Annotated in this window: 24 protein-coding genes; 11 read left to right on the forward strand and 13 right to left on the reverse strand. The window is 59.8% G+C overall.

Annotated features, from left to right (window positions below):
• Positions 1 to 34: 34 nt before the first annotated feature.
• The gene (recG, locus tag CPter91_RS04135; RefSeq protein ID WP_082792592.1) at positions 35 to 2164 is read right to left on the reverse strand and encodes an ATP-dependent DNA helicase RecG; all 2130 of its coding nucleotides are present in this window, start codon (positions 2162 to 2164) and stop codon (positions 35 to 37) included.
• Between the two features lie 197 nt (positions 2165 to 2361).
• Here recG and queA point away from each other — a divergent pair, with 197 nt between their 5' ends.
• From queA to secF, 5 genes are all read left to right on the forward strand, one after another.
• Complete coding sequence (gene queA, locus CPter91_RS04140; protein WP_061937292.1) at positions 2362 to 3381, forward strand: tRNA preQ1(34) S-adenosylmethionine ribosyltransferase-isomerase QueA; 1020 nt, start codon at positions 2362 to 2364, stop codon at positions 3379 to 3381.
• Positions 3382 to 3405: 24 nt separating this feature from the next.
• The gene (tgt, locus tag CPter91_RS04145) at positions 3406 to 4533 is read left to right on the forward strand and encodes a tRNA guanosine(34) transglycosylase Tgt (RefSeq protein WP_061937295.1); all 1128 of its coding nucleotides are present in this window, start codon (positions 3406 to 3408) and stop codon (positions 4531 to 4533) included.
• 220 nt (positions 4534 to 4753) lie between these two features.
• Positions 4754 to 5107: a preprotein translocase subunit YajC gene (yajC, locus tag CPter91_RS04150; RefSeq protein ID WP_061937298.1), complete on the forward strand. Its 354-nt coding sequence runs from the start codon at positions 4754 to 4756 to the stop codon at positions 5105 to 5107.
• A gap of 179 nt (positions 5108 to 5286) precedes the next feature.
• Positions 5287 to 7152: a protein translocase subunit SecD gene (secD, locus tag CPter91_RS04155; protein ID WP_061937301.1), complete on the forward strand. Its 1866-nt coding sequence runs from the start codon at positions 5287 to 5289 to the stop codon at positions 7150 to 7152.
• Positions 7153 to 7267: 115 nt separating this feature from the next.
• Entirely contained in the window at positions 7268 to 8212 is a 945-nt protein-coding gene (secF, locus tag CPter91_RS04160; RefSeq protein WP_061937309.1) for a protein translocase subunit SecF, read from the forward strand.
• A 140-nt stretch (positions 8213 to 8352) separates the two neighbouring features.
• On the opposite strand, the gene purB is transcribed toward secF, so the two are convergent.
• The gene (gene purB / locus CPter91_RS04165; RefSeq protein ID WP_061937312.1) at positions 8353 to 9720 is read right to left on the reverse strand and encodes an adenylosuccinate lyase; all 1368 of its coding nucleotides are present in this window, start codon (positions 9718 to 9720) and stop codon (positions 8353 to 8355) included.
• 229 nt (positions 9721 to 9949) lie between these two features.
• Here purB and CPter91_RS04170 point away from each other — a divergent pair, with 229 nt between their 5' ends.
• Positions 9950 to 10558 (forward strand): glutathione S-transferase family protein, encoded by a 609-nt coding sequence (locus CPter91_RS04170; protein WP_061937314.1) that lies wholly within the window; start codon positions 9950 to 9952, stop codon positions 10556 to 10558.
• Positions 10559 to 10822: 264 nt separating this feature from the next.
• A complete protein-coding gene (dapA, locus tag CPter91_RS04175) occupies positions 10823 to 11680 on the forward strand; it encodes a 4-hydroxy-tetrahydrodipicolinate synthase (protein WP_061937317.1) in 858 nt (285 codons plus the stop codon).
• Here the strand turns inward: dapA and CPter91_RS04180 are convergent, their stop codons facing one another.
• Positions 11681 to 12484 (reverse strand): AraC family transcriptional regulator, encoded by an 804-nt coding sequence (locus tag CPter91_RS04180; protein WP_061937320.1) that lies wholly within the window; start codon positions 12482 to 12484, stop codon positions 11681 to 11683.
• Between the two features lie 173 nt (positions 12485 to 12657).
• Between CPter91_RS04180 and CPter91_RS04185 the strand changes: the two genes are divergently transcribed.
• Entirely contained in the window at positions 12658 to 13893 is a 1236-nt protein-coding gene (locus CPter91_RS04185; protein ID WP_061937325.1) for an MFS transporter, read from the forward strand.
• A gap of 53 nt (positions 13894 to 13946) precedes the next feature.
• On the opposite strand, the gene CPter91_RS04190 is transcribed toward CPter91_RS04185, so the two are convergent.
• The 10 genes from CPter91_RS04190 to CPter91_RS04235 form a co-directional block, all read right to left on the reverse strand.
• Positions 13947 to 14486 (reverse strand): peroxiredoxin, encoded by a 540-nt coding sequence (locus CPter91_RS04190; RefSeq protein ID WP_061937328.1) that lies wholly within the window; start codon positions 14484 to 14486, stop codon positions 13947 to 13949.
• Between the two features lie 119 nt (positions 14487 to 14605).
• Complete coding sequence (locus CPter91_RS04195) at positions 14606 to 14848, reverse strand: hypothetical protein (RefSeq protein WP_061937331.1); 243 nt, start codon at positions 14846 to 14848, stop codon at positions 14606 to 14608.
• Between the two features lie 203 nt (positions 14849 to 15051).
• The gene (locus CPter91_RS04200) at positions 15052 to 15984 is read right to left on the reverse strand and encodes a carbohydrate kinase family protein (protein WP_061937334.1); all 933 of its coding nucleotides are present in this window, start codon (positions 15982 to 15984) and stop codon (positions 15052 to 15054) included.
• Positions 15985 to 16037: 53 nt separating this feature from the next.
• Positions 16038 to 17459, reverse strand: a complete 1422-nt coding sequence (locus CPter91_RS04205; protein WP_061937337.1) for a DUF3426 domain-containing protein — start codon at positions 17457 to 17459, stop codon at positions 16038 to 16040.
• A 10-nt stretch (positions 17460 to 17469) separates the two neighbouring features.
• Positions 17470 to 18378, reverse strand: a complete 909-nt coding sequence (gene prmA / locus CPter91_RS04210) for a 50S ribosomal protein L11 methyltransferase (RefSeq protein ID WP_061937340.1) — start codon at positions 18376 to 18378, stop codon at positions 17470 to 17472.
• Positions 18379 to 18445: 67 nt separating this feature from the next.
• The gene (accC, locus tag CPter91_RS04215) at positions 18446 to 19828 is read right to left on the reverse strand and encodes an acetyl-CoA carboxylase biotin carboxylase subunit (protein ID WP_061937343.1); all 1383 of its coding nucleotides are present in this window, start codon (positions 19826 to 19828) and stop codon (positions 18446 to 18448) included.
• 189 nt (positions 19829 to 20017) lie between these two features.
• The gene (accB, locus tag CPter91_RS04220; RefSeq protein WP_061937346.1) at positions 20018 to 20485 is read right to left on the reverse strand and encodes an acetyl-CoA carboxylase biotin carboxyl carrier protein; all 468 of its coding nucleotides are present in this window, start codon (positions 20483 to 20485) and stop codon (positions 20018 to 20020) included.
• 121 nt (positions 20486 to 20606) lie between these two features.
• Positions 20607 to 21044: a type II 3-dehydroquinate dehydratase gene (gene aroQ, locus CPter91_RS04225; RefSeq protein ID WP_061937349.1), complete on the reverse strand. Its 438-nt coding sequence runs from the start codon at positions 21042 to 21044 to the stop codon at positions 20607 to 20609.
• A 128-nt stretch (positions 21045 to 21172) separates the two neighbouring features.
• Entirely contained in the window at positions 21173 to 21694 is a 522-nt protein-coding gene (locus CPter91_RS04230; protein WP_061937352.1) for a TlpA disulfide reductase family protein, read from the reverse strand.
• Positions 21694 to 22317 (reverse strand): hypothetical protein, encoded by a 624-nt coding sequence (locus tag CPter91_RS04235; protein ID WP_417924839.1) that lies wholly within the window; start codon positions 22315 to 22317, stop codon positions 21694 to 21696. The genes CPter91_RS04230 and CPter91_RS04235 overlap by 1 nt, the downstream gene beginning before the upstream one ends.
• A gap of 198 nt (positions 22318 to 22515) precedes the next feature.
• Between CPter91_RS04235 and mpl the strand changes: the two genes are divergently transcribed.
• From mpl to CPter91_RS04250, 3 genes are read left to right on the forward strand one after another with little or no spacing between them, the layout of a single operon-like run.
• The gene (gene mpl, locus CPter91_RS04240) at positions 22516 to 23916 is read left to right on the forward strand and encodes a UDP-N-acetylmuramate:L-alanyl-gamma-D-glutamyl-meso-diaminopimelate ligase (protein ID WP_082792594.1); all 1401 of its coding nucleotides are present in this window, start codon (positions 22516 to 22518) and stop codon (positions 23914 to 23916) included.
• Positions 23913 to 24500, forward strand: a complete 588-nt coding sequence (locus CPter91_RS04245; protein ID WP_061937361.1) for a YqiA/YcfP family alpha/beta fold hydrolase — start codon at positions 23913 to 23915, stop codon at positions 24498 to 24500. Before mpl ends, CPter91_RS04245 begins: the two co-directional genes overlap by 4 nt.
• The gene (locus CPter91_RS04250; RefSeq protein WP_082792596.1) at positions 24497 to 25159 is read left to right on the forward strand and encodes a chorismate--pyruvate lyase family protein; all 663 of its coding nucleotides are present in this window, start codon (positions 24497 to 24499) and stop codon (positions 25157 to 25159) included. The genes CPter91_RS04245 and CPter91_RS04250 overlap by 4 nt, the downstream gene beginning before the upstream one ends.
• Positions 25160 to 25200 lie beyond the last annotated feature (41 nt).

Raw genomic sequence — 25200 nt, forward strand, 5'->3', positions numbered from 1 at the left:
GCATGCCCGTATTGCTGGCCTCGCCGCCGGCCCGCTAAACCTTGAGGAAGTCTTCCCGTCCGCCCAGCCAGCGCGCCAGATGGGCGCTGACGGTGGCGTTGTTGGCCGGCGTCGGTTCCTGCAGCAGGGTATGCGCCAGTTCGCGCGCGCGGTCGACCAGCCATTGGTCGGTCATCAGGTCGGCGAAGCGCAGCATGGCCTGACCCGACTGCCGTGCTCCCAGGAATTCGCCGGGACCGCGGATTTCGAGGTCGCGCCGGGCGATCTCAAAGCCGTCGGTAGTTTCGCGCATGGTCATCAGGCGCTGCTTGGCGATATGGCCGAGCGGACTTTGATATAACAACAAGCATACGCTGGCTGCAGAACCGCGTCCAACCCGGCCGCGCAGCTGGTGCAGCTGCGACAAGCCGAAGCGTTCCGCATGCTCGATCACCATCAGCGAGGCATTCGGTACGTCGACCCCGACTTCAATCACGGTGGTCGCCACCAGCACGTGGCAGTCGCCGGCGCTGAAGGCATCCATCACTTCCTGTTTTTCGGCCTGCTTGAGGCGGCCGTGCACCAGGCCGACACGCAGGTCGGGCAGCGCCTCCGCCAGCATGGCGTAGGTCTCGGTGGCCGTCTGCAGCTGCAAGGCTTCCGATTCTTCGATCAGCGGGCAGACCCAGTAAGCTTGGCGGCCGTCCTGCACGGCGGCGTGGACACGCGCGATCACTTCATCGCGGCGGATCTGGTCGACGGCGCGCGTGACAATTGGCGTGCGGCCGGGCGGCAGTTCGTCGATCACCGAGATTTCCAAGTCGGCGTAATAGGTCATCGCCAGCGTGCGCGGGATCGGCGTTGCGCTCATCATCAGCTGGTGCGGCACCACGGCCGCGGCTGTTGCCGTCGCCGGCGCGCCATCGTCGCCGCCATTCTCGGAAGTGGTCTTGTTGCGCAGCGCCAGCCGCTGGCCGACGCCGAAGCGGTGCTGTTCATCGACAATCACCAGCCCCAGCTTGGCGAACTGTACGCTATCCTGGATCAGGGCGTGGGTGCCGATCACCAGCTGCGCGGCGCCGGATTCGATCATGGCTTGCGCTGCCAGCTTGTCCTTTTTCTTCAGGCTGCCGGTGAGCCAGGCGACCTGCACCCCGAGCGGCTCCATCCAGGCGGCGATCTTGCGGAAATGCTGGTCGGCGAGGATTTCGGTGGGCGCCATCAGCACTGCCTGATAGCCGCTGTCGATTGCCTGCGCCGCCGCCAGCGCCGCTACCACGGTCTTGCCGCTGCCGACGTCGCCTTGCAGCAGGCGTTGCATTGGAAACGAGGCGCGCAGGTCTGCGCTGATCTCGGCGACTACCCGCTGCTGTGCCTTGGTCAGGGTAAACGGCAGAGTCGCCAGGAAGGCGGCGGACAATTTCCCGACCAGCGGCAGGGCCCGCGCATTCTTGGCGCGGCGCGCGACCTGGGCGCGTTTCAACGACAATTGCTGGGCCAGCAGTTCATCGAACTTCATCCTGACCCAAGCTGGATGCGAGCGGTCTTCCAGCGCATGCTCGTCGACTTCCGGCGGCGGATTGTGCAGCAGGCGCACGGCGTCTTCAAACGGACTCAGCTGCTGTGCCGCCAGCTGTGCCGGCGACAAGGTATCGCGCCATTCGATGTTCTGCATGGCGTCGGCGATCGCTTTGCACAGGAATACTTGCGACAAGCCTTCGCCGGCCGGATACACTGGCGTCAGGACCTCGGGCAGGGGCGCGCCTTCCAGCACCACCTTATAGTTGGGATGGACCACTTCGGCGCCGAAAAAGCCATGGCGGATTTCGCCGCGTGCGCGGACCCGGGTGCCGACCGCCAACTGCTTGGTCTGGCTGCCGTAGAAATTCAGGAAGCGCATCACCAGCTGGCCGCTGTCGTCGGCCAGCGTCACAATTAGCTGACGGCGTGGCCGATACTGGATCTCGCAAGCGCTGACCACCCCTTCGACTTGCGCGGTGCTGGCGCCCATCATGCCGGCCTGGCGGATGCTGACGACTTCGGTTTCGTCCTCGTAGCGCAGCGGCAGGTGCAAAACCAGGTCCATGTCGGTGCGCAAGCCGAGTTTCTCCAGCTTGCTGGCGCGGCTGTTCACGACTGGGGCGGAGACGGGTTTGGCAGCAGGTTTTCGCTTTGGAGCAGGCATATCGGGCTATTAATCGGGCTATTAATTAGTGGCTGAGGGCGGCAGGGCGTAAAATAGCGGGTTTGCTCGCGGGCTTGCGTATTAAGCGTTGTTATCAAGCGTTGTATCCTTGTCATTGACGGATTTCAGCCTTTGCCATTGTAAAGCCTATAGCTGTCATGGCAACCCGAGCGTCATTTTTCATTATTTATCCGAGCATGCATTCTCTTTCCGACTACGATTTCGACCTGCCGCCAGAATTGATCGCGCAAACGCCGCTTTCCGAGCGCAGCGCCTCGCGCCTGCTGCACCTGGATGGCGAACAGTTGATAGATCGGCAATTCACTGACATTGTCGAACAGCTGAATGCCGGCGATCTGCTGGTGTTTAACGATACCCGGGTGCTCAAGGCGCGCTTTTTCGGCATCAAGGAAACCGGCGGCAAGGTCGAGGTGCTGGTGGAACGGGTGGTGGACGACCGTACCGTGCATGCTCAGGTACGTGCTTCGAAGTCGCCGCCTGCCGGCGCCGTGATTCGCCTGGCCGACGCCTTCGATGTTACGGTGGGCGAGCGCGTCGGCGAGTTCTATACCCTGCGCTTTCCCGCCGATGTGTTCGAACTGATCGATGCTCACGGCCGCCTGCCGTTGCCGCCCTATATCGAACACGATGCCGACGCCTTTGATGAAACCCGCTATCAAACGGTGTATGCCAAGCATGCCGGCGCCGTGGCTGCGCCTACCGCGGGTTTGCATTTTGACCAGGCGCTGCTGGAGCGCTTGCAGCAGAAGGGCATAGGCTTCGCCTACGTCACGCTGCACGTAGGCGCCGGCACCTTCCAGCCGGTGCGCAGCGAAAACCTGGCGGAGCACAAGATGCACAGCGAGTGGTACACCATCAGCGACGCCACGGTGGAGGCGGTGCGCGCCGCCAAGGCAGCCGGCGGCAAGGTGGTCGCAGTCGGCACCACCAGCCTGCGGGCGCTGGAATCGGCCTCGCAATCCGGCGCCCTGCAAGCCGGCAGCGCCGATACCGCCTTGTTCATCACACCGGGCTATCGTTTCAAGACGGTGGACCGCCTGATCACGAATTTCCATTTGCCGAAATCGACCTTGCTGATGCTGGTCTCGGCTTTTGCCGGCTATGACCGCATACGTGCCGCCTATGCGCATGCCATCGCCCAGCACTATCGCTTCTTTAGCTATGGCGATGCAATGCTGCTGACTTATACCGTTTAATTTTAATTATTAAAAATACCATCCATGCTTGAATTTACCCTGATAAAAACCGAAGGCAAAGCACGCCGCGGCCGGTTGAAACTGAACCACGGCACGGTCGAAACGCCGATTTTCATGCCGGTCGGCACGTACGGCTCGGTCAAGGCGATGTCGCCGCTGGAGCTGGTCGAGATCGAGGCCCAGATCATCCTCGGCAATACCTTCCACCTGTGGCTGCGGCCCGGCACCGACGTCATCGACAAGTTCAGCGGCCTGCATAAATTCATGGCCTGGGACAAGCCGATCCTGACCGATTCCGGCGGCTTCCAGGTGTTTTCGCTGGGCGCGATGCGCAAGATTACCGAGGAGGGCGTGAAATTTTCTTCGCCGATCAATGGCGATAAATTGTTCCTCTCGCCCGAAGTATCGATGCAGATCCAGAAATCGCTGAATTCCGACATCGTGATGCAGTTCGATGAATGCACGCCGTATGAAATCGACGGCCGTCCCGCCACCAGCGAGGAAGCGGCGCAGTCGATGCGCATGTCGCTGCGCTGGGCCAAGCGTTCCAAGAACGAATTCGACCAGCTGGAAAATCCGAATGCGCTGTTCGGCATCGTCCAGGGAGGCATGTTCGAGAACCTGCGCGACGAGTCGCTCGCCGGCCTTGAAGATGTCGGCTTCCACGGCATCGCCATCGGCGGCCTGTCGGTCGGCGAGCCCAAGGAAGAAATGATGCGCGTGCTGGAGCATATCGGCCCGCGCCTGCCGGCCGACAAGCCGCACTATCTGATGGGCGTAGGCACGCCGGAAGACCTGGTCGCCGGCGTGGAGAATGGCGTCGACATGTTCGATTGCGTGATGCCAACCCGGAATGCCCGCAACGGCTGGCTGTTTACCCGTTTCGGCGACCTCAAGATCAAGAATGCCCGCTACAAGGATGATGAAAAGCCGCTGGACGAGACCTGCGGCTGCTACGCCTGCCGCAATTTCTCGCGCGCCTACTTGCATCATTTGCATCGCACCGGCGAAATCCTTGGCGCGCGGCTGAATACGATACACAATCTGCATTACTACCTGGACCTGATGAAAAATATCCGGGCAGCGCTGGATGTGGGGCAGTTCAGCGTATTTGTGACCCAGTTCCACCTGGATCGGGCGCGCGGCGTATAAAGTGGCTGAAATTGCTTGATGGGAAATATGTATTTTGCAACTATTTTCTAGTAAGCGACTCTAAGCACACTGGTCCAATCCGCCTGCACCCACTATAGTGACGGCGGATCGGACTGATTTTCCTGGCAATATATAGCGCCCGGGAGCGGCTGGACGGTTGCATGCTGTTACCCAATGCTAGAATGCTGGGCTATTTTCAAACTATTACCTGGAGCAACTCGTGTCAATTATTTCCAGCGCTTACGCGCAAACTGCACCTGCGGCTACTGCTGCCACCGGCCCGCTGGGCCTGAGCGGCAACCTGACCAGCTTTTTGCCAATCATCCTGATGTTCGTGGTGTTGTACTTCCTGATGATCCGTCCGCAAATGAAGCGTCAGAAAGAACAGAAAGCCATGATGGAAGCGCTCGGCAAGGGCGATGAAGTAGTGACGGCCGGCGGCATGCTGGGCAAGATCACCAAGGTTGCCGACGGCTACATTACCCTGGAAATCGCCAGCGGTACTGAAGTCGTGGTGCAAAAGGGTTCGGTCACCACATTGCTGCCAAAGGGCACGATCAAGACGGCTCTGTAAGCAGGCGCCTGACTGATGGAACGAGAGCATCCGGATGGGTGCTCTCTTCAAATGTATAGTCCGGAATAAAAAAAGAGCCTGGCGGCGCAATGCCACAAGACATCGCCGCAGGGCATCGGCTGCATTAACCATGCAAGCAAGAGACTCCCTCTGAGACTCACACAGAACGCTGAATCAATATGAATCGCTATCCTCTCTGGAAATATATTCTGATCGTCATCGCGCTGCTGTTTGGCGTGCTGTACACCATACCGAATCTTTTTGGCGAATCGCCGGCGGTGCAGGTAAGCAGCGGCAAATCGACCCTGAAGGTCGACAGCTCGCTGGCGGACCGGGTGTCGCAAGTGTTGCAGCAAGGCAATCTGCCGACGGACAGCGTCACGTTTGAGAACGCCGGCGCCCAAGGCACGGTGCGCGCCCGTTTCCATGACACCGACACCCAGTTCAAGGCCAAGGCCCTGCTGGAGCAAAACCTGAATACCGACCCGACCGATCCGCTCTACGTGGTCGCTTTCAACCTGGTGCCGAACACGCCGCACTGGCTGCAAGCCATCCATGCGTTCCCGATGTATCTGGGCCTGGATCTGCGCGGCGGCGTGCACTTCCTGATGCAGGTCGATACCAAGGCGGTCATCAACAAGCGCCTGCAAGGCCTGCAAGCCAGCGCCCGCAGCGAACTGCGCGACAAGGATATCCGCTACAGCGGCATCAACCGCAATGGCGACACCATCGAAATCAGTTTCCGCGACCAGGATACGCTCAACAAGGCGCGCAGCATCCTGACACTGCAGCTGACGGAAATGACGATCCAGGTAGCGCCGCCGGTTGCCGGCAGCGATCCGATGCTGACCGCGTCGCTCAAGCCGGAAGCGCTCAAGCAGATCGTCGACAATGGCGTCACGCAAAATATCACGACCCTGTCGAAGCGTGTCAATGAGCTGGGCGTGAGCGAACCGATCATCCAGCGCCAGGGCGCGGACCGCATCGTGGTGCAGATGCCGGGCGTGCAAGATGTCTCGCGCGCCAAGGACATCATCGGCCGTACCGCGACGCTGGAAGTGCGCATGGTGGACGAGTCGGTCACCCGCGGCACGGAAGCCACTGCGGCCATCCCCTTCGGTTCCGAGCTGTTCAAGGTCGGCAAGAATGCGCCGGTCGTGCTGTACAAGGATCCGGTCCTGACCGGCGATTACATTTCCAGCGCGTCGGTCACTTATGACCAGAACCAGCAGCCTGCGGTCAGCCTCGACCTTAACGGCGACGGCGGCCGCAAGATGCGCGACGCTACCCGCGGCAAGGTCGGCAAGGCGATGGCGATCGTGCTGTTTGAAAAAGGCAAGGGCGAAGTCCTGACTGTGGCGACGATCCAGAGTGAACTCGGTTCGCGCTTCCAGATCACCGGCATGGGTTCGCAGGAAGCGGCGGCCGACCTGGCGCTGCTGTTGCGCGCCGGTTCGCTGGCAGCGCCGATGACCATCATCGAAGAACGCACCATTGGCCCGCAACTGGGCGCCGAGAATATCAAGAAGGGTTTCGACTCGACCATGTACGGTTTTGCCGTGATCGCCGCTTTCATGATCATCTACTACATGCTGTTCGGTTTCTTCAGTGTGCTGGCCCTGTCGGTCAACCTGTTGCTGCTGATTGCCGTGCTGTCGACGCTGCAGGCCACCCTGACCTTACCGGGTATCGCCGCGATTGCGCTGACCCTGGGTATTGCGATTGACGCCAACGTGCTGGTGAACGAACGTATCCGCGAAGAACTGCGTAACGGCAATTCGCCGCAGGCTGCGATCTCTATCGGTTTCGACCGCGCCTGGGCCACCATCCTGGACTCCAACGTCACTACCCTGATTGCTGGCCTGGCGCTGCTGATTTTCGGTTCCGGTGCGATCCGCGGCTTTGCAGTCGTGCATTGCCTGGGCATCCTGACGTCGATCTTCTCGGCAGTGTTCGTGTCGCGCGGCTTCGCCAACCTGTGGTACGGCCGCAAGAAGAAACTGACCAGCTTGTCGATCGGCCAGATCTGGAAGCCGACGGCCTAAGCCGTCGCTCAAACCAAGACAGCGATAGATATTCAATAACGTTGCGGCCGCACTTGCATCTCCGGATGCGCGGCCGCACAGGCAAGAACCAGTGGTGTGAACCAAAAGGAATGTGATGGAACTTTTCCGTATCAAAAAAGATATTCCGTTCATGCGCCATGCATTGATATTCAATGCAATTTCGGCGCTGACGTTTGTATTGGCCGTATTCTTCCTGTTCTCGAAAGGCTTGCATCTGTCGATCGAGTTTACCGGCGGTACGGTGATCGAAGTCGCCTATTCCAAGCCGGCCAATATCGACAGCATCCGCAAGACGGTCGAAGGCCTCGGTTATGCCGATAACCAGGTGACCAACTTCGGCACTGCGCAAGATGTCATGATCCGCTTGCCGGCCAAGAAGGGACAAGATTCGGCTGCGCAAAGCGCGACGGTGCTGACCGCGTTGCAAAAGCAGGACGCTGACGTCACCTTGAAGCGCACCGAGTTCGTCGGTCCGCAGGTGGGCGACGAGCTGGCGCATGACGGCTTGATGGCGCTGCTGTTCGTGGTGATCGGCATCATGATCTACCTGGCCATCCGTTTCGAATGGAAATACGCGGTTGCGGCGATTATCGCCAACTTGCATGACGTGGTGATCATTCTCGGCTTCTTCGCCTTCTTCCAGTGGGAGTTCTCGCTGACGGTGCTGGCGGCGATCCTGGCGGTGCTGGGCTATTCGGTGAACGAATCGGTGGTGGTGTTCGACCGCGTGCGCGAAACCTTCCGCGACCGCCGCTTCGGCAAGCTGGCAGTGGCCGATGTCATGAACCACGCGATCACCAGCACTATTTCCCGTACCATCATCACCCACGGCAGTACGGAAATCATGGTGTTGTCGATGTTCGTGTTCGGCGGTCCGGCGCTGCACTATTTTGCACTGGCGCTGACCATCGGTATTCTGTTCGGTATCTACTCTTCGGTGTTCGTGGCGGCTGCGGTAGCCATGTGGTTGGGCGTCAAGCGCGAAGACATGATCAAGCCGATCAAGGAAAAGGATGAGACTGACGGCGCCGTAGTCTAAACGTCGGCAGCAACAAGAAAACCAGCCCGCGGGCTGGTTTTTTTACGGGCAAAAAAATGGCTGCCGGATTGGCAGCCATTTTTCATTGATGAGCGGTAGGGTGGGCAAAAAAACCTGCCCACCCTACATCGAAATATTGCTTAGATCTTCTTCGCCAGCAGCGCCGCATGTCCGATGTAGTTGGACGGCGTCATCGCCAGCAGATGATCCTTGGCTTCCTGCGGGATTTCCAGCTTGAGGATGAACTCGCGCAGCGCATCCTTGGAGATGCCCTTGCCACGGGTCAGCTCTTTCAGCTGCTCGTAGGGATTCTCGATGCCGTAGCGGCGCATCACGGTTTGCACCGGCTCGGCCAGCACTTCCCAGGTGGCGTCCAGGTCTTCGCCCAGGCGCGCCGGATTCACTTCCAGCTTGTTGAGGCCGCGCAGGCAGCTGTCGTAGGCCAGGATGGCGTAGCCGAGGCCGACGCCGATATTGCGCAGCACAGTGGAATCGGTCAGGTCACGCTGCCAGCGCGACAGCGGCAGCTTTTCCGACATGTGCTTGAGCACGGCGTTGGCCATGCCCAAGTTGCCTTCGGAGTTTTCAAAGTCGATCGGGTTGACCTTGTGCGGCATGGTGGAAGAACCGATTTCGCCAGCCTTGGTGCGCTGCTTGAAGTAGCCCAGCGAAATGTAGCCCCAGATATCGCGGTTCAAGTCGAGCAGGATGGTGTTGCTGCGGCTGATGGCGTCGAACAGTTCGGCCATGTAGTCGTGCGGTTCGATCTGGATGGTGTAGGGATTGAAGGTCAGACCCAGGCGCTGCTCGATCACGTCCTTGGAGAAATTCTCCCAGTCGAAGTCGGGATAGGCAGACAGGTGGGCATTGTAGTTGCCGACCGCGCCATTCATCTTGCCCAGGATTTCCACCCCGGCGATGCGCTTGACCGCGCGTTGCAGGCGCGCCACGACATTGGCGATTTCCTTGCCGAGCGTGGTCGGGCTGGCCGGCTGGCCATGGGTGCGCGACATCATCGGCAGTTCTGCATTGGTATGCGCCAGTTCGGTCAGCTTGGCGATCAGCTGCTGCAAGGCTGGCAACAATACCGTGTCGCGCGCTGCTTTCAGCATCATGCCGTGCGAGGTGTTGTTGATGTCTTCCGAGGTGCAGGCGAAGTGGATGAATTCCGACGCTGCCACCAGTTCCGGCACGTCCTTGACCTGTTCCTTGAGCCAGTATTCGACCGCCTTGACGTCATGGTTGGTGACGGCTTCGATGGCCTTGATGCGTTCTGCATCGGCTTCGCTGAAGTCGCTGGCCAGCTTGTCGAGCAGGGCGGTGGCGCTGGCCGAGAACGGTTTGATTTCGGCAAAGCCGGCGTTGGATAATGCTTGCAGCCAGGCAATTTCAACCTTGACCCGGTGGTGCATGAAGCCGGCCTCGGACAGGATCGGGCGCAGCTTGTCGGTTTTGGCGGCGTAGCGGCCATCCAGCGGAGACAGGGCGGAAAGCGTGGTAAGAGACATGATAGTGACGGCTATAGAGGTGGATGACGGGTGGATCAAGATAAGGCTGCCGCAGCGATAGTTTCCATAATGCAAAGGACACCAACGCCGGACAATAACAAGCGAAACCGAATTTTACCATTTGCACCGTGGTAAATATGCCGCTTTGCGTGCGAGGCGGGTTGGCAGCGAACAAAGTGGCCAAGGTCGAATGCTATAATCAGCCAACATTTTTTACCATAAGTGACATATGAAGCTGATCGGTTCCCTGGGTAGTCCTTTTGTTCGCAAAGTCCGCGTCGTGATGGCGGAGAAGAAGCTTGATTACGACTTTGTGCTGGAGGATGTGTGGGCGCCTGATACCAAGATCCAGACTTCCAACCCGCTTGGCAAAGTGCCTTGCCTGGTGATGGAAGACGGCGGCGCCATGTTCGATTCGCACGTGATCGTCGAGTATCTCGATACCCTGACGCCGGTCAGCAAGCTGATCCCGGCCAACAGCCGCGAGCGTTCCGAAGTGAAATGCTGGGAAGCGCTGGCTGACGGCGTGCTGGAAGCCGGCGTGCTGATCCGCCTGGAACACCTGCAGCGGTCTGAAGAAATACGCAGCCAGGCTTGGATCGACCGCCAGCAGCGCAAGATCGACGCCGGCCTCAAGGCGATGTCTGCCGGCCTGGCGGAAAAGCCGTTTTGTTCGGGCACGCATTATTCGCTGGCGGACGTTGCGGTGGGCTGTGCGCTGGGCTGGCTCAGTTTCCGTTTCCCGGAAATCACCTGGCGCGAAGATTATCCGACGCTGGCCAAGCTGTTCGAAAAGTTGTCCGAGCGGCCGTCGTTCAAGGATACCGTTCCACAATAAGCATTGCGCCGCAGGGCCGCTTTCAATTTACAATACTTAACTATGACAACGCAGAATTTCCACCGCACATGCCAGCCTGCCGCCACCAGCGCAGCGGCACTGTGCCGCGTTGTCAAAGCAAAAAAACAGCAGCTCATCTGACCGGAGCTCGTTGTTCCGTCAGATGGGCGACGGAACGGCAGGCTCCCGGTAATTTCTTCCGCAGGCAATTCCCTCGCACCTCTGAATGGACCAGAAACGGTCAATTCCTTGAGGAGTTTTGTCATGTCGATTTTTACGGGTATCTGGGTGCCGCTGATCACGCCGTTTTCCCATGGGCAGGTGGATCACGCAGCCTTGCGCAAGCTGGTGCGCTATTACGCCGAGGCTGGCGTGAGCGGCCTGGTGGCGCTCGGCACCACCGGCGAAGCCGCAGCGCTCGATCAGCTGGAACAGCGCGCGGTGGTGGCCACCGTGCTTGAGGCCGCCGCCGGCTTGCCGGTGATCGTGGGTTTGGCCGGCAACCACAGCGGCCAGCTGCGCGAAAGCCTGCTGCATTTCAGCAGCGCTGCCATCGCCGGTTTCCTGATTCCGGCGCCTTACTATGTGCGGCCTTCGCAGCAAGGCCTGCTCGATCACTTCAGCAGCCTGGCCGACGCCAGTCCTGTGCCGCTGGTGCTGTACGACATCCCTTACCGCACTGGCGTGCAGATCGAACTCCAGACCTTGCTGACGCTGGCCGCGCATCCGCAGATCCAGGCGGTGAAAGACTGCGCCGGTTCGGCGGCGACCACCCAGGCCCTGATTGCCGACGGTCGCCTGCAAGTACTGGCGGGCGAGGATGGCAACATCTTCAGCAGCTTGTGCATGGGTGGCAGCGGCGCGATTACGGCTTCGGCGCATGTGCGGCCGCAGCGCTTCGTCGCCCTCTACCGTGCCGTCAGCGAACAGCGCCTGCACGATGCGCGCGCTATCTTCCATGAGCTGGCGCCTTTGATCCGCCTGATGTTTGCCGAAGCCAGCCCGGGGCCGGTCAAGGCAATGCTGGCGCAGCAGGGCTGGATCAGCGATGAGCTGCGGGCGCCGATGACGCGGGCCAGTCCGGCTTTGCGCGCGAAGTTGCAGCAACTGGCGCAAGTCTGATTAAATCGCAGGGCCGCTTTTCTTCGGCGTAAAGAAAGTCGACGGCGGCTGGCCGAAGGTTTTCTTGAACATGGCGGAAAACGCCGACTGGCTGGCGTAGCCGAGTTCGGCCGCGACCAGCGACAGCGGCATGCCGCGCGCGATCATCGGCGCGGCATGCGCCAGCCGCACCTGCTGGCGCCACTGGCCGAAGGTCATGCCGAGATCCTTCTCGAACAGGCGCGCCAGCGTCCGTTCCGAAGCCCCGGCGCGGTCCGCCCAGGCGGCCAGCGTCATGCCGGAGTCGGGCGCCTCGATCAAAGCCTGGCAGATGGCCTGCAAGCGTTTTTCAGTGGGCAGGGCGACCCGTATGCCGGGCGTCTTGGCCGCTACCAGCTCGTCCAGGATCAATTGCGTCAGCAGCGATTCGCGCACGCTGTCGACGTCGGCCTCGGTGAGGGCGGCGATCAGCTCGCGCAGCAGGCCGGAGACTTCCAGCACGATGCATTCCTGGCCGCCAAACGGATTGGCGTCGGCGTGGATGTAGAGCGCGCGCAGCTGGGTTTTTTCTATGGTGGCGATTTCATGCACCAGCTGCGGCGGAATCCAGATGGCGCGCAACGGCGGCACGATCCAGGTACTGTTGCCGACCGTGACCCGCAACACGCCCTCGGGCGCATAAGTGACCTGGCCCCAGGGATGGGAGTGCGAAGGCAGCAGCTTGGCGGCGCCCAGATCACGGGCGCGCAGGCGCACCGGATGGCGGGCGTCGGGCACCACGTCGAGCAGGCCTATGGTGGTATGGGTCAGAATCTGTGCAGGCATAGGGAAAGATGAATATGGCAGAAATGCGATAAATTATGTCTTCCTATCTTAAAACAGTCTTCCGTTTTTTGCTTACACTTTACTCTTGCGAATAGTAAACTGCGGCCGAGCTGAAGCTTGCGCCGTTTTGTTTGCTTGTTTTGCGCCTTTTCCCAACTATTCAGTAGATCGCCATGCAAACCGCTGCCAAGCAGATTTCCCCTACGCTGGGGTCGCAGGATGCCGAAAAAACCGGTTTCCGCGTACTCGGCGCCATCAGTTTCGCCCATTTCCTGAACGACATGATCCAGTCGCTGATCTTGTCGATCTATCCGCTGCTGAAAGGGAATTTCAATCTCAGCTTTGCCCAGATCGGCCTGATTACCCTGACTTACCAGATCACGGCGTCGATCCTGCAGCCGGTGGTAGGGATGTACACCGATAAACACCCAAAACCGTATTCGCTGGCGCTGGGCATGGGCTTCACGCTGGTCGGGCTGCTGCTGCTGTCGGTGGCGCCAAACTACGGCATTTTGCTGCTGGCAGCGGCCCTGGTCGGCACCGGTTCTTCCATCTTCCATCCGGAATCCTCGCGCGTGGCGCGCATGGCTTCCGGCGGCCGCCATGGCCTGGCGCAATCGATCTTCCAGGTCGGCGGCAATGCCGGCAGCTCGATGGGGCCGCTGCTGGCGGCCTGGGTCGTGATCCCGCACGGCCAGAGCAGCATCGCCTGGTTTTCCGGCGCGGCCTTGCTGGCGATTCTTGTGCTGTGGCAGATTGGCAACTGGTACAAGCGCAAGCGCCAGGAGTCCAAGGGCAAGCCAGCCAAGGCCCAGCATCATTACGTCGCGCTGCCGCGCAAGAAGGTCATGTTTTCCATCGGTATCCTGCTGATGCTGATCTTCTCGAAGTATTTCTACATGGCCAGCCTCAGCAGCTACTTCACGTTTTACCTGATCGATAAATTCCAGCTGTCGGTGCAGGCGGCGCAGCTGCATCTGTTCGTGTTCCTGTTCGCGGTGGCGGCCGGCACCGTGCTGGGCGGCCCGATCGGGGACAAGGTCGGCCGCAAGCTGGTGATCTGGGTCTCGATCCTGGGCGTGGCGCCGTTCACCCTGATGCTGCCGTATGCCAACCTGTTCTGGACCGGCGTCCTGACCGTGGTCATCGGCGTGATCCTGGCGTCGGCCTTCTCGGCGATCCTGGTGTTTGCCCAGGAACTGGTGCCGGGCAAGGTGGGCACGGTATCCGGCCTGTTCTTCGGCTTTGCCTTCGGCATGGGCGGCATCGGCGCCGCGGCGCTGGGCAAGCTGGCCGACATGACCAGCATCGGCTACGTCTACCAGGTCTGCTCTTTCCTGCCGCTGATCGGCTTGCTGGCGATGTTCCTGCCGAATCTTGAGGGGCACCGGCGCAAGGTGACCGGTTGATGGCAGATCAGCGCGCTGTTGTCAGCGCGCTTTTTTATTGCCGGTGCAAAGTCTTATTTTTTCTGTTTTGCAGTCCACTGTTCCAACGCCTGCAAGGTGTTGGCGACGTGTTTGTCAGGATCCAGGCTGCTGTATTCATAGATGATGCTGCCGTTCGGCGCAATCACATAGGAGACGCGGTCGGCGTAGCTGGTTTTGGACAGCAACACGGAATCATAGGACTTCATGATTTTTTGATCGGTATCCGCCGCCACCGCGAATTTGCTGCGGCATTCGCTGACTGAGAATTTGTTGAGGGTGTCGATGTTGTCGGCGGAAACGCCGATCACGGTGGCGCCCAGCGCCTTGTATTTATCGACGGCGTCGGCAAACAGGTGGGCCTCGATAGTGCAGCCCTTGGTGAATGCCGCCGGATAAAAATACAGCACGACCGGCCCTTTTTTCAATTCGTCGGCTAGGGAATAGCTGAACACCTGGCCGCCTAGCGAAGCCTGGGTGGTGAAGGTGGGCGCTTGATCACCGGCCTTGAGGGTGGCGAAGGCCGGTGCTGCAACAGAACTACAGATCAATAAAGTGGCAATCAATCGTTTCATGGTGGGTGGCTCCTGGTTAAAGATAAGCACCATCATGCGGCGAGTTGCGGGCGTTGTCCAATCACATGTTCAGCCTGGAATGCCGGGCGAGTAATAGCACTTCCAGGCTGAGGCCCTTATCAGCGCCAGCCTCGGCCGCCCCAGCCGCGGCCACCCCAGCCTCGGCCACCCCAGCCTCGGCCGCCATAGTAGCCAAAGCCGATGTCGACGCTAGGCGCCACATACACTGGCGCCGGCGCGTAATAGCCGCCGCCGTAATAATCGCCGTAGTAGCCGTTGCCGCCGTAAGGGACGGCAACGCAGCCGCCGAGCAGCAGGCTGGCTCCCAGCGCTGCGGCACTAACTAATAGTAATTTTTTCATGATGCCCTCCGTCCATGCAACTAATGCAGGTTCGATTTAAGGGTAGCAGATAAGTTCAGCCAGGGAAGTGCGTCTTGTATCACGCCAGAATGCGTGGTGATGGGAGTATGTGGTAATCGAAGACAAATCAGGGGCAGAACGGAGTAGTTTTCCACATACCCCGCCTAGTATTTGGGCGGGGCATGGAAAATGTTGTGCTACTTTTACAAACGGTAACCAAATACCCGATGGAATTGCTCATCGATTTCGGCGCGGCTGGGCGCATGGTTTTGCGGCCCTTGGTGGGCAATCTTGATGCTGCCCAGCAAGCTCGACAGGCGGCCGGTGGTTGCCCAGTCCATGCCGTTGCTGAGGCCGTACAGCATGCCGGCGCGGAAGGCGTCGCCGCAGCCGGTCGGATCCAGCACCCGTTCCGCCTGCACGCAAGGGATATCGATCTTGTTGCCGCCGGTGTAAATTTCCGCGCCGAGTTCACCGCGGGTGACCACCAGCGCGGAAACCCGTTCGGCGATTTGCGCCAGCGTCAGGCCGGTGCGCGAGGCCAGCATTTCGGCTTCGTAGTCATTCATCGCGATATAGGTGGCGAGTTCGATGAAATGCTTCAGCTCGTCGCCATTGAACATCGGCATCCCTTGGCCCGGATCGAAGATCAGCGGAATGCCTTGCGCTACGCAGTCGGCAGCGTGCTGCAGCATGCCATCGCGGCCGTCGGGGGCGACAATCGCCAGCTTGACCGGACCCGCTTCGGCGACCTTGTTTTCGTGCGAATAGGTCATGGCGCCGGGATGGAAGGCGTTGATCTGGTTATTGTCGGCGTCGGTGGTGACGAAGCATTGGGCGGTATAGATCGACTCGATAGTGCGTACCGTCTTGCGCGAAATACCCTGGCGGTCGAGCCGCGCCAGATAGTCGCCGCCGTCGTGGCCTATGGTTGCCATGATTTGCGGATCGCCGCCCAGCAGTTTCAGGTTGTAGGCGATATTGCCGGCGCAGCCGCCGAAGTCGCGGCGCAAGGTCGGCACCAGGAAGGAGACGCTGATCTTGTGCAGCTGGTCTGCCAGCAGCGCATCCGAGAATTTGCCCGGATATTGCATGATGACGTCGAAAGCCAATGAACCGCAAATGAGAGAGGTCATATCAAGTAAGTATGTAGAAAGCTTGCTGGTTGGCGCTTTAGCCGGCGCAAAGATTAAGGATAAAACAGGTATACACGATAACCCGATGCCTTGAGCTGCAACAACTCAAAGGTTACCTTAACCGGCTGTTCCTGGTCGCTGGCAAAACCTTGCGCCAGGTTGGCCGATGGATTCAGATAATCATGCGGCGTAAACACCCGCCGTGCGATCGGCTTTTCGTTGGCATCGTTCAGGGTCAGCTCGATATTGGGCCAGGCTTGTACGGTGTCGCTGTGATTGCGCAGCAGCAGGTTCAGCGAAAACAGGTTGCGCGCGGGATCGAGCGCCTGCAATTCATTGGCCTCAAATGAAATGCTGTCGATTTTCATCGGCAGGCCGACAGTGCAGCCGAGCTTGGCGCAGGCGCTGGTCAGCGCCGGCTTCAGCTGCGGCATGCGGGCCGCCAGCTGATCGCGGAAAAAGTAAGTCGATTGGCCCACCAGCCCTACTAGCAGCAGGGCGCCGACGCCCCACATGGCGTTGCGCAGGGTGGCGCCGATGCGCTGCTGGCGGCGGCCGCTGAGCACGAAGTCAGGTTCGTCGGCCAAGGGCTCTTCTGCTTCAACTGCTTTTTGCCGGTTCTTTTTCTTGCTGCTGCTTTCCGCGCCTTCGGTGGTGTCGGATGCCGAGGCGGCAGCGTTCTTTTCTCCGCGCCACGGCTTGCGCTGCAGCTCGTCGATGATGCGGTCGAGTTCGTCGTCATCCGGGTTGCCGGCCGATGCGCCGTCTTTGTCCTTGGCCGCCAGCGTGTAGTCGTCCTGGCCGGCGACATGCATCAAGGTCATGCGCGCCATCTGCTCTTCTGGCTCGTCGTCGGCATGGCGATGCCAGACATTCGGCGCCGGCAGGCTGCCGCTGTCTTCGCTGTCCTTACTGGCTTCGTCGACCGAGGGCTTGATCAGGCCGAAGGGAGTGTGATGGACGTCGGCCGGGGCGGACTGGCTGGTTTCTTCGGCGATGCGCAGGTCTTCTTCGAGGCCATCGATGGCGGCTTCGACCCGGGTGCTGCTGGCGCTTGCGGTTTTGGCATCGGCGCTGGCAGACGATACGTGAGGGGCCGCAGCTGGCTGTGGGTGAGCATCGGTGTTTGTCGTGCCGGCTTGCTGGGACTGCTCCGGCTCAGAGTCATGGAGGCGAGGGAAGGCGGTAACCGATGCCTCGCTGTCGGCCGGCTGGATTGGTGCCGGCGCGATGTGTTCGCTAGCGGCAGGCAGCGCGGCAGGCGCAATGGCGGCCGCTTCTACTTCCTGCGGCAATGCAGGGGTATGGGGCGGCGTCGCCACCGGCGCTGCCAGTTCAGGCCGTACCAGGTGTTCGATGCCGTTGAATACTTCGCGGCAGCTGCCGCAGCGGACCAGGCCGCCGCGCAGCTTCAGCTGGTCATTGGCGACCCGGAAGGTGGTTTGACAATGCGGACATTGCGTCGCGAGCGCCATGGCGTGCCGCTTACTTAAGAATGCCGGTCAATGCGACCCAGCCGTCTTGCTCGGCCCACACGGACAACGGCAGCCATTGGGCGTAGGCGGCGATGACGTCGTTGGCTTGCTCGGCCAATACGCCGGACAGCGTCAGGCTGCCGCCGGCCGCGACGCGGCTGCACAGCATCGGCGCCATCAGCTTGAGCGGGCCGGAAAGGATGTTGGCGACCACGATATCGTAGACTTGCGACCCAGCCTTGGTGCTGAAATCTTCCGGCAGATAGTAAGCCACCTCGCAATGGTTGCGCTCGCTGTTGTAGCGCGCGGCATCGATCGCGTGCGGGTCGATATCGACTCCGATCACAGTCGCTGCGCCGAGCTTCTTGGCGACCATCGCCAGGATGCCGGAACCGCAGCCGTAATCCAGCACCGTTTCCGGTTTTTGCAGCGGGACGTTGATTTCCAGCCATTCCATGCACAGACGGGTGGTCGGATGGCTGCCGGTGCCGAAGGCGAGGCCGGGATCGAGTTCCAGGATCAGGCCGTTGGCGTCCGGGGCATCGTGCCAGCTTGGCACGACCCAGATGTTCTTGCCGATATGGATAGGGTCGAACTGGGATTGCGTCAGGCGCACCCAGTCTTGCGCCGCTACCGGACGCAGGGAGTACGGAGGCACGGCAACGCCGCAAGCGGCGGCAGCGTTGCTGACGATGGCGCCATGGTCGGCATCGACCTCGGCCAGGACTACTACGCGGCTGCGCTGCCAGGCGGCTTCTTTCGGCTCCATGCCGGGCTCGCCAAACAAGGGCTGCTCGTCGGGCGTACCGAGGTCGGCATCTTCGACCGAGACCGACAGGGCGCCAGCTTCCATCAACGCGTCGGACAGGGTCTCGGCGTCGCTTAGTGCTACTTCAATAACAATTTCGGTCCAGCTCATCAGATGCCTTACAGTGTGTGATGGATTTTTCACCGCCCGGCTTGAGCTTGGCGGCGGTGAAAAATCCTTATTTCTTTACTGCTTTATCTGTTTCCTTGGCGACTACCGGCCGTTCGGCCAGTTTGTGTTCCAGATAATGGATGTTGGTGCCGCCTTCGATAAAGCGGGCATCGATCATCAGTTCACGGTGCAGCTGGATGTTGGTCTGGATACCTTCGACCACCATTTCGGACAGTGCAATCTGCATCCGCTTGATTGCCTGCTCGCGGGTGGAACCGTAGGAAATTACCTTGCCGACCATCGAATCATAATGCGGCGGCACGAAATAGCCGGCGTAAGCATGCGAATCGACGCGGATGCCAGGGCCGCCCGGAGCGTGCCACGACAGGATCTTGCCCGGCGATGGCGTGAACTTGAACGGATCTTCGGCGTTGATGCGGCATTCGATGGCATGGCCGGTGAGCTGGATGTCGCGCTGGCGGAAGCGCAGCTTTTCGCCGGCGGCAATGCGGATCTGTTCCTGCACGATGTCGATGCCGGTGATCATTTCGGTGATCGGATGCTCAACCTGGACCCGGGTGTTCATTTCAATGAAATAGAACTCGCCGTTTTCATACAGGAATTCGAAAGTGCCGGCGCCGCGGTAATCCATCTTGCGGCAGGCTTCGGCGCAACGGTCGCCGATTTTTTCGATGACCTTGCGTGGGATGCCGGGGGCCGGCGCTTCTTCGATCACTTTCTGGTGGCGGCGTTGCATCGAGCAGTCGCGCTCGCCCAGCCAGACGGCGTTCTTGAATTGGTCGGCCAGGATCTGGATTTCCACGTGACGCGGATTTTCCAGGTACTTCTCCATATACACTTCCGGATTGCCGAACGCAGCGCCGGCTTCGGTTTTGGTCATGGTGACCGCATTGGCCAGGGCCGCTTCGGTATGCACCACGCGCATGCCGCGTCCGCCGCCGCCGCCGGCTGCCTTGATGATCACCGGATAGCCGATCTTGCGGGCAATTTTGACGATTTCCTTCGGATCGTCCGGCAACGCGCCTTCCGAACCTGGAACGCAGGGCACGCCGGCGCGGATCATGGCTTGCTTGGCCGATACTTTATCGCCCATCAGACGGATGTTCGCCGGCCGCGGGCCGATGAAGACAAAGCCGGACTGTTCCACGCGCTCGGCGAAATCGGCATTTTCCGACAGGAAGCCGTAGCCTGGGTGAATCGCTTCGGCATCGGTCACTTCGGCAGCGCTGATGATGGCCGGCATGTTGAGATAGCTCAAGCTGGACGGCGCCGGCCCGATACAGACCGATTCATCCGCCAGTTTTACATACTTGGCGTCACGGTCAGCCTCGGAATGGACCATCACGGTCTTGATGCCCATTTCACGGCAGGCGCGTTGGATGCGCAAGGCGATTTCGCCGCGATTGGCGATAAGGATTTTTTCAAACATAGGTGGTATGTGTCGCTATGGGTCAAGCGTTATCAAACTTTGGGTTGCCGGTGCGGGGCTCGCGTAGCGTCGGATGTCCAGTGCTGCAGACCTGCGCCGGCAACCAGAACGGCGCAATCCCCTATCAAGCGGATGCCGCCGTGCAGATTACATGGTGCTTATTACTGTGGATGACTCGGTGCTGCCGGGTTATCCAATGATGAACAACGGCTGGCCGAATTCGACCGGCTGGCCGTTTTCCACCAGGATCTTCTTGACCACGCCGGAAGCGTCGGCTTCGATTTCATTCAGCAGTTTCATGGCTTCGATAATGCACAGGGTGCCGCCTTCCTTGATTTCCGAGCCGACTTCGACGAACGCCGGCGAGCCGGGAGCCGACGAGCGGTAGAAGGTGCCGACCATAGGCGATTTGACAATATGGCCTTCCGGTACCGCGGCCACTGCTTCCATCGGCGCTGCTGCGGCGACTGGCGCCGGTGCGGCTACCTGGTACTGGGCAGGGTGCTGCTGTTGCGGTTGCATCATGACAACCTGGTTCTGCTGGGATGCAGACGACTTGACGATACGGACCTTGCTTTCGCCTTCCGTGACTTCAAGTTCTTCGATGTCTGACTCCGCGACCAGGTCGATCAGCGTTTTGAGTTTTCTCAAATCCATGTGCAATCCTTCAGAATATATAAATTATGAAAAGCTATTTTTCGTTTTTTGACATGCAGATCAACGCAGTGCGGTGATTTTGCAAAGACGTCGAGATTACTGCAATACTTGATGATGTCAACTAGAGTTTCTTAATGGCAAAGTCAATTGCGGCGCGATAACCATCCACGCCCAGGCCGCAAATGACACCGACAGCGACATCAGACAAATAAGAATGATGCCGGAACGCTTCCCGCTGGTGGACATTCGAGATGTGGACTTCGACAAAACGAATCGCCACGCCGCTCAGCGCATCCCGCAAAGCCACGCTGGTATGCGTCAGGCCGCCGGGATTGATGACAATAGCGTCGATGCCCTCAGCCTTGGCCGCGTGGATGCGGTCTATCAGTGCACCTTCGTGGTTGCTTTGGAAGTGCACAAGCCGGGCACCAGCGGCGGTAGCCTGGACCCGAGCTGCTTGTTCAACATCGCTTAGCGAAGTCGAACCGTAGACTTCCGGCTCTCTTGTCCCCAGCAGATTCAGGTTGGGGCCGTTGAGTAGAAGTATATTTTTTGCCATGGAGATGAAGCTCCGTTTGACGACGATGGCGCATTTTGCCGTCAAATGACGTTGACTGGCAAGGGAAAATTTGTTTCGATAAAATTTCAGCGCGGCATTGTTAAGTGTTTTTTTGTCAAGTGGCGCGCTTACAGAAGAGTCAGGTCCTTGCGCAACTCGTCGAATTTAATGCTGCCAAGGTACATCTTCTTTACTTGTCCGTCGCGGCCGATCAGGACGGTAAAAGGCAGGCCGCCGGACTGATTCCCGAACTGCCGCAGCAGTGCAGTGGCGCTGCTGCCTGCCACATACAAGGGGTAAGAGATTTTGTATTTTTCAGCGAATTTGGCGATGTTATCAGCAGAGTCGACGCCGATCCCGATAACTTGAATATTCTTCGCCGCAATCTCCCCTTGCAAGGCATTCAGTTCCGGCATTTCTTCCACGCAGGGCGCGCACCAGGTTGCCCAGAAATTGACGACCAACGGCTTGCCCTTCCATTGCGAGAGGGAAGCGGTTTTGCCGCTGGCGTCCGGTATTTCCTGAGCGAACAGGGCAGCTACAGCGGCGTTGTCGGGTGTGGCCGGGGTATGGCGTTGCATGCCAAAATAGATGCCGATCGCGCAAAATAGAAGCGCAATCGGTACAAATATCAAAATATTTCTTTTCATTAAATTTCTTCTTTGTTGATTAGCGCCAGTACCGCATTCAAATCGGCGCGTTCGGCACGCTTGCCGGATGCGGCCCTGATACTACCGCGCAAATCGTCAGTTTCATATAGGGTGAGATGCATACCCTCTTTCTTATACATGAAACTCACGGTTTCCACCGGGTCGTTATTACCCCCGCTTTTAAGGGAAGGGCTGGATGACAGCTTGAATTGCACGTTCTTATTAAAAAGGAAAATTTCCACGTCTTTCGGACTGTCTACAAACAGATGCAGATAGATATCCGAGTGCTCGCCGGCGGTGCCGTTCAGTACCGCGCCGGTCAGGTAAGGCCTGAACTGCGCCAGCTCGCCCATGATTTCCGCCGCCAGCCGGCGCAGGTGCAAGAGCCGGGCCGGCTGCGTGTCGGCGAAGAACAATTCATTATATAAACGTACTTCGTCTTCGATCTGGGCGTTATCTGGCATGAAACTGCCGCTGCGGCCGCGATTGCTGCCGACGCACAATTCCAGCGCCTTGCGTTTGGCGGTGCCGTAATCGGCGCCATCTTCGGCGATCATGCGCGCCGTTGCCGCCGCGATTTCCGCGCGCAACTGTTCTAATTCGGGGGAGAGATTGGATGCCATGTCCGCCATGATATATCAATGCGCCAATCGCGATTATCAACAGCCCGCTTCTCGTCCAGGTGATGGATGGCCAGCCACATGCCGATAATCCACCCAAAATCCGCCCAATTCCGCTTTTTGAACGCGCGGCTAACGGCGGCAGCGGCCGCTCAGGTAAAATCACGGTATTCCCTCTTTTCAGAATAGTGAAACTCAAGAATGCACATTCATATCCTTGGTATCTGCGGCACCTTTATGGGCGGTTTGGCAGTATTGGCTAAACAGGCAGGACATAAAGTCACCGGTTGCGATGCCAATGTGTACCCGCCCATGAGCACCCAGCTTGAGGCACAGGGAATCGAGCTGATCCAAGGCTTTGGCGTCGAACAGATTGCCTTGCAGCCGGACCTGTATGTGATCGGCAACGTGGTGGTGCGCGGCAATCCGCTGATGGAGGAAATCCTCAACCGCGGCCTGCCTTATGTTTCCGGACCGCAATGGATCGGCGAGCATATCCTGCGCGACAAATGGGTGCTGGCGGTGGCCGGTACCCATGGCAAAACCACCACCTCGGCCATGCTGGCCTGGATCCTGGAGGATGCCGGCTACGATCCCGGTTTCCTGATCGGCGGCGTGCCGATGAATTTCGGCATTTCGGCGCGTCTTGCGGGCAAGCCTGGTGTGACGGCGTCGCCGTTCTTCGTGATCGAAGCGGACGAGTACGACACGGCATTCTTCGACAAGCGCAGCAAATTTGTCCATTACCACGCCAAGACGGCGATCCTGAACAACCTGGAATACGACCACGCCGATATTTTCCCCGACCTGGCGGCCATAGAAACCCAGTTCCACCATCTGGTGCGCACCGTGCCCGGCGTCGGCCGTCTGCTGGTGAATGCGCGCGAACCGGCCTTGCAGCGGGTGCTGCAGCGCGGCTGCTGGAGCGAAAAGGAATTGTTCGGCAGCGAATCTGGCGACGACAGCCTCCAAGGTTGGTCGCTGACGACCCAGGACAACGGCCATTTCGAAGTGCGCTTCAATGGCGAGTTGCAAGGCAGCGTGCAATGGGAGCTGAGCGGCGAACATAACCGCATGAATGCGCTAGCGGCGATTGCCGCCGCACGTCATGTCGGCGTGCCGCCGGCGCAGGCGATTGCCGCCCTGGCGCGCTTCGAGAATGTCAAACGGCGCATGGAATTGCGCGGCGTCGTGAGGGATATTTCCGTGTACGACGATTTTGCCCACCATCCCACTGCGATTGCCACCACCGTCGCCGGCTTGCGCAAGAAAGTCGGCAAGGCCCGCATCCTGGCGGTGCTGGAGCCGCGTTCCAACACCATGAAGCTGGGCGCCATGAAAGATGCACTGCCGGGCAGCCTGGGCGAGGCCGACCTGGTGTTCGGCTACGGCGCCAAGGGCAGCGGCAAGGATGCCCTCGGCTGGGACCTGGCGCAAGCGCTGCAGCCGCTCGGCAGCAAAGCGAGTGCTTACAGCGAGCTGGACCAGCTGGTAGCGGCGATCGTCAAGGCGGCGCAGCCGGGCGACCAGGTGCTGGTGATGAGCAATGGCGGCTTCGGCGGCGTCCACCAGAAACTGTTGACGGCGCTGGCTGCCCAATGATTCTGTATCTGCACGGCTTCCGCTCTTCGCCGCAATCGTTCAAGGCACGCCTGTTGGCTGAGCGCATGCGGCAGCTGGGCCGGGCCGACGAATACCTGTGTCCGCAGCTGCCGGCCTCGCCCGCGGCAGCGATCGTCCTGGCGCAGGACCTGGTGCGTGCGGTCGACCCTGCGCAACTGACCTTGATCGGCTCCTCGCTGGGCGGCTACTACGCCACCTGGCTGGCGCAGCAGAGCGGCTGCCGCGCGGTGCTGTTGAATCCGGCGGTCAAACCGCCGCGTGACCTCGAGAAGTATGTCGGCGTCAGCACCCAATATCATTCGAATGAGCCGTTTGAGTTCAAGCGCGAATACATGGCGGAATTGCAAGCGCTGCAGGTTGATGTCATCAGCAAGCCAGAACGCTATTTCCTGATTGCCGCCACTGGCGACGAGGTGCTGGACTGGCAGGAAATGGTCGGCCACTACCCGCAAGCCCGGCAAATAGTGATCCAAGGCAGCGACCATGGCATCAGCGAATTTGCCGACTATGCCGATGAAGTGCTGGCTTTCTGCGGTATCGCGGCGCAAGCGAGAAATACATGACGCATGCCCGCACCCAGGCCAAATGGCATGACCACGCCAACGGCGTCGCGCCGTCCGCCACCATGCGCGACTGGCTGACCGACCGCGTCTCCCTGACCTACAAGCTGATGGCGCACTGCCAGCAGTTCCGCGTGCAGCGCCTGCGCCAGCAACGGGCGCTGCCGCTGGCCGAGGAATGGCGAGCGATCGGCTTGCCGCGTCGCCAGCAGGTGCAGGAGCGCGACGTGCTGCTGCGTTGCGACGGCCACCCCATGGTGCTGGGCCACACGGTGCTGGCGCTGGATGCGACCACCACCGAATGGCCGTTTTTCGGCAGCCTGGGTGAGCGCTCACTTGGCTCCACGCTGTTCGGCGATCCGCTGGTGGCGCGCGGACAGTTGCAATATGCGCGCCTGTACGGCGGCCATCCGCTGGTGCGGCGCATGTGCGTCGCCAGCGGGGTGGACAGCTTCCCTTATCCGCTGTGGGCCCGACGTTCGGCGTTCCGGCGCAAGACCGGCATCATGCTGGTGACAGAAGTATTTTTCCCCGAGATCGAGGAATTGCGGAGAGAGCGGGCGGATATCAAGATTTTGTCCGCCGGGTTTTCGATTACCTCCGATCTATCCCGGCATATCCATCCGGCCCATCAATTACTTTCCTTTGGCGCTGCGAGATAGTAAGCACTTAGTGCTGGCAGCGGTATCATCAGAAATCCACA

It is taken from the genome of Collimonas pratensis, assembly GCF_001584185.1.
Lineage (GTDB): Bacteria > Pseudomonadota > Gammaproteobacteria > Burkholderiales > Burkholderiaceae_D > Collimonas > Collimonas pratensis.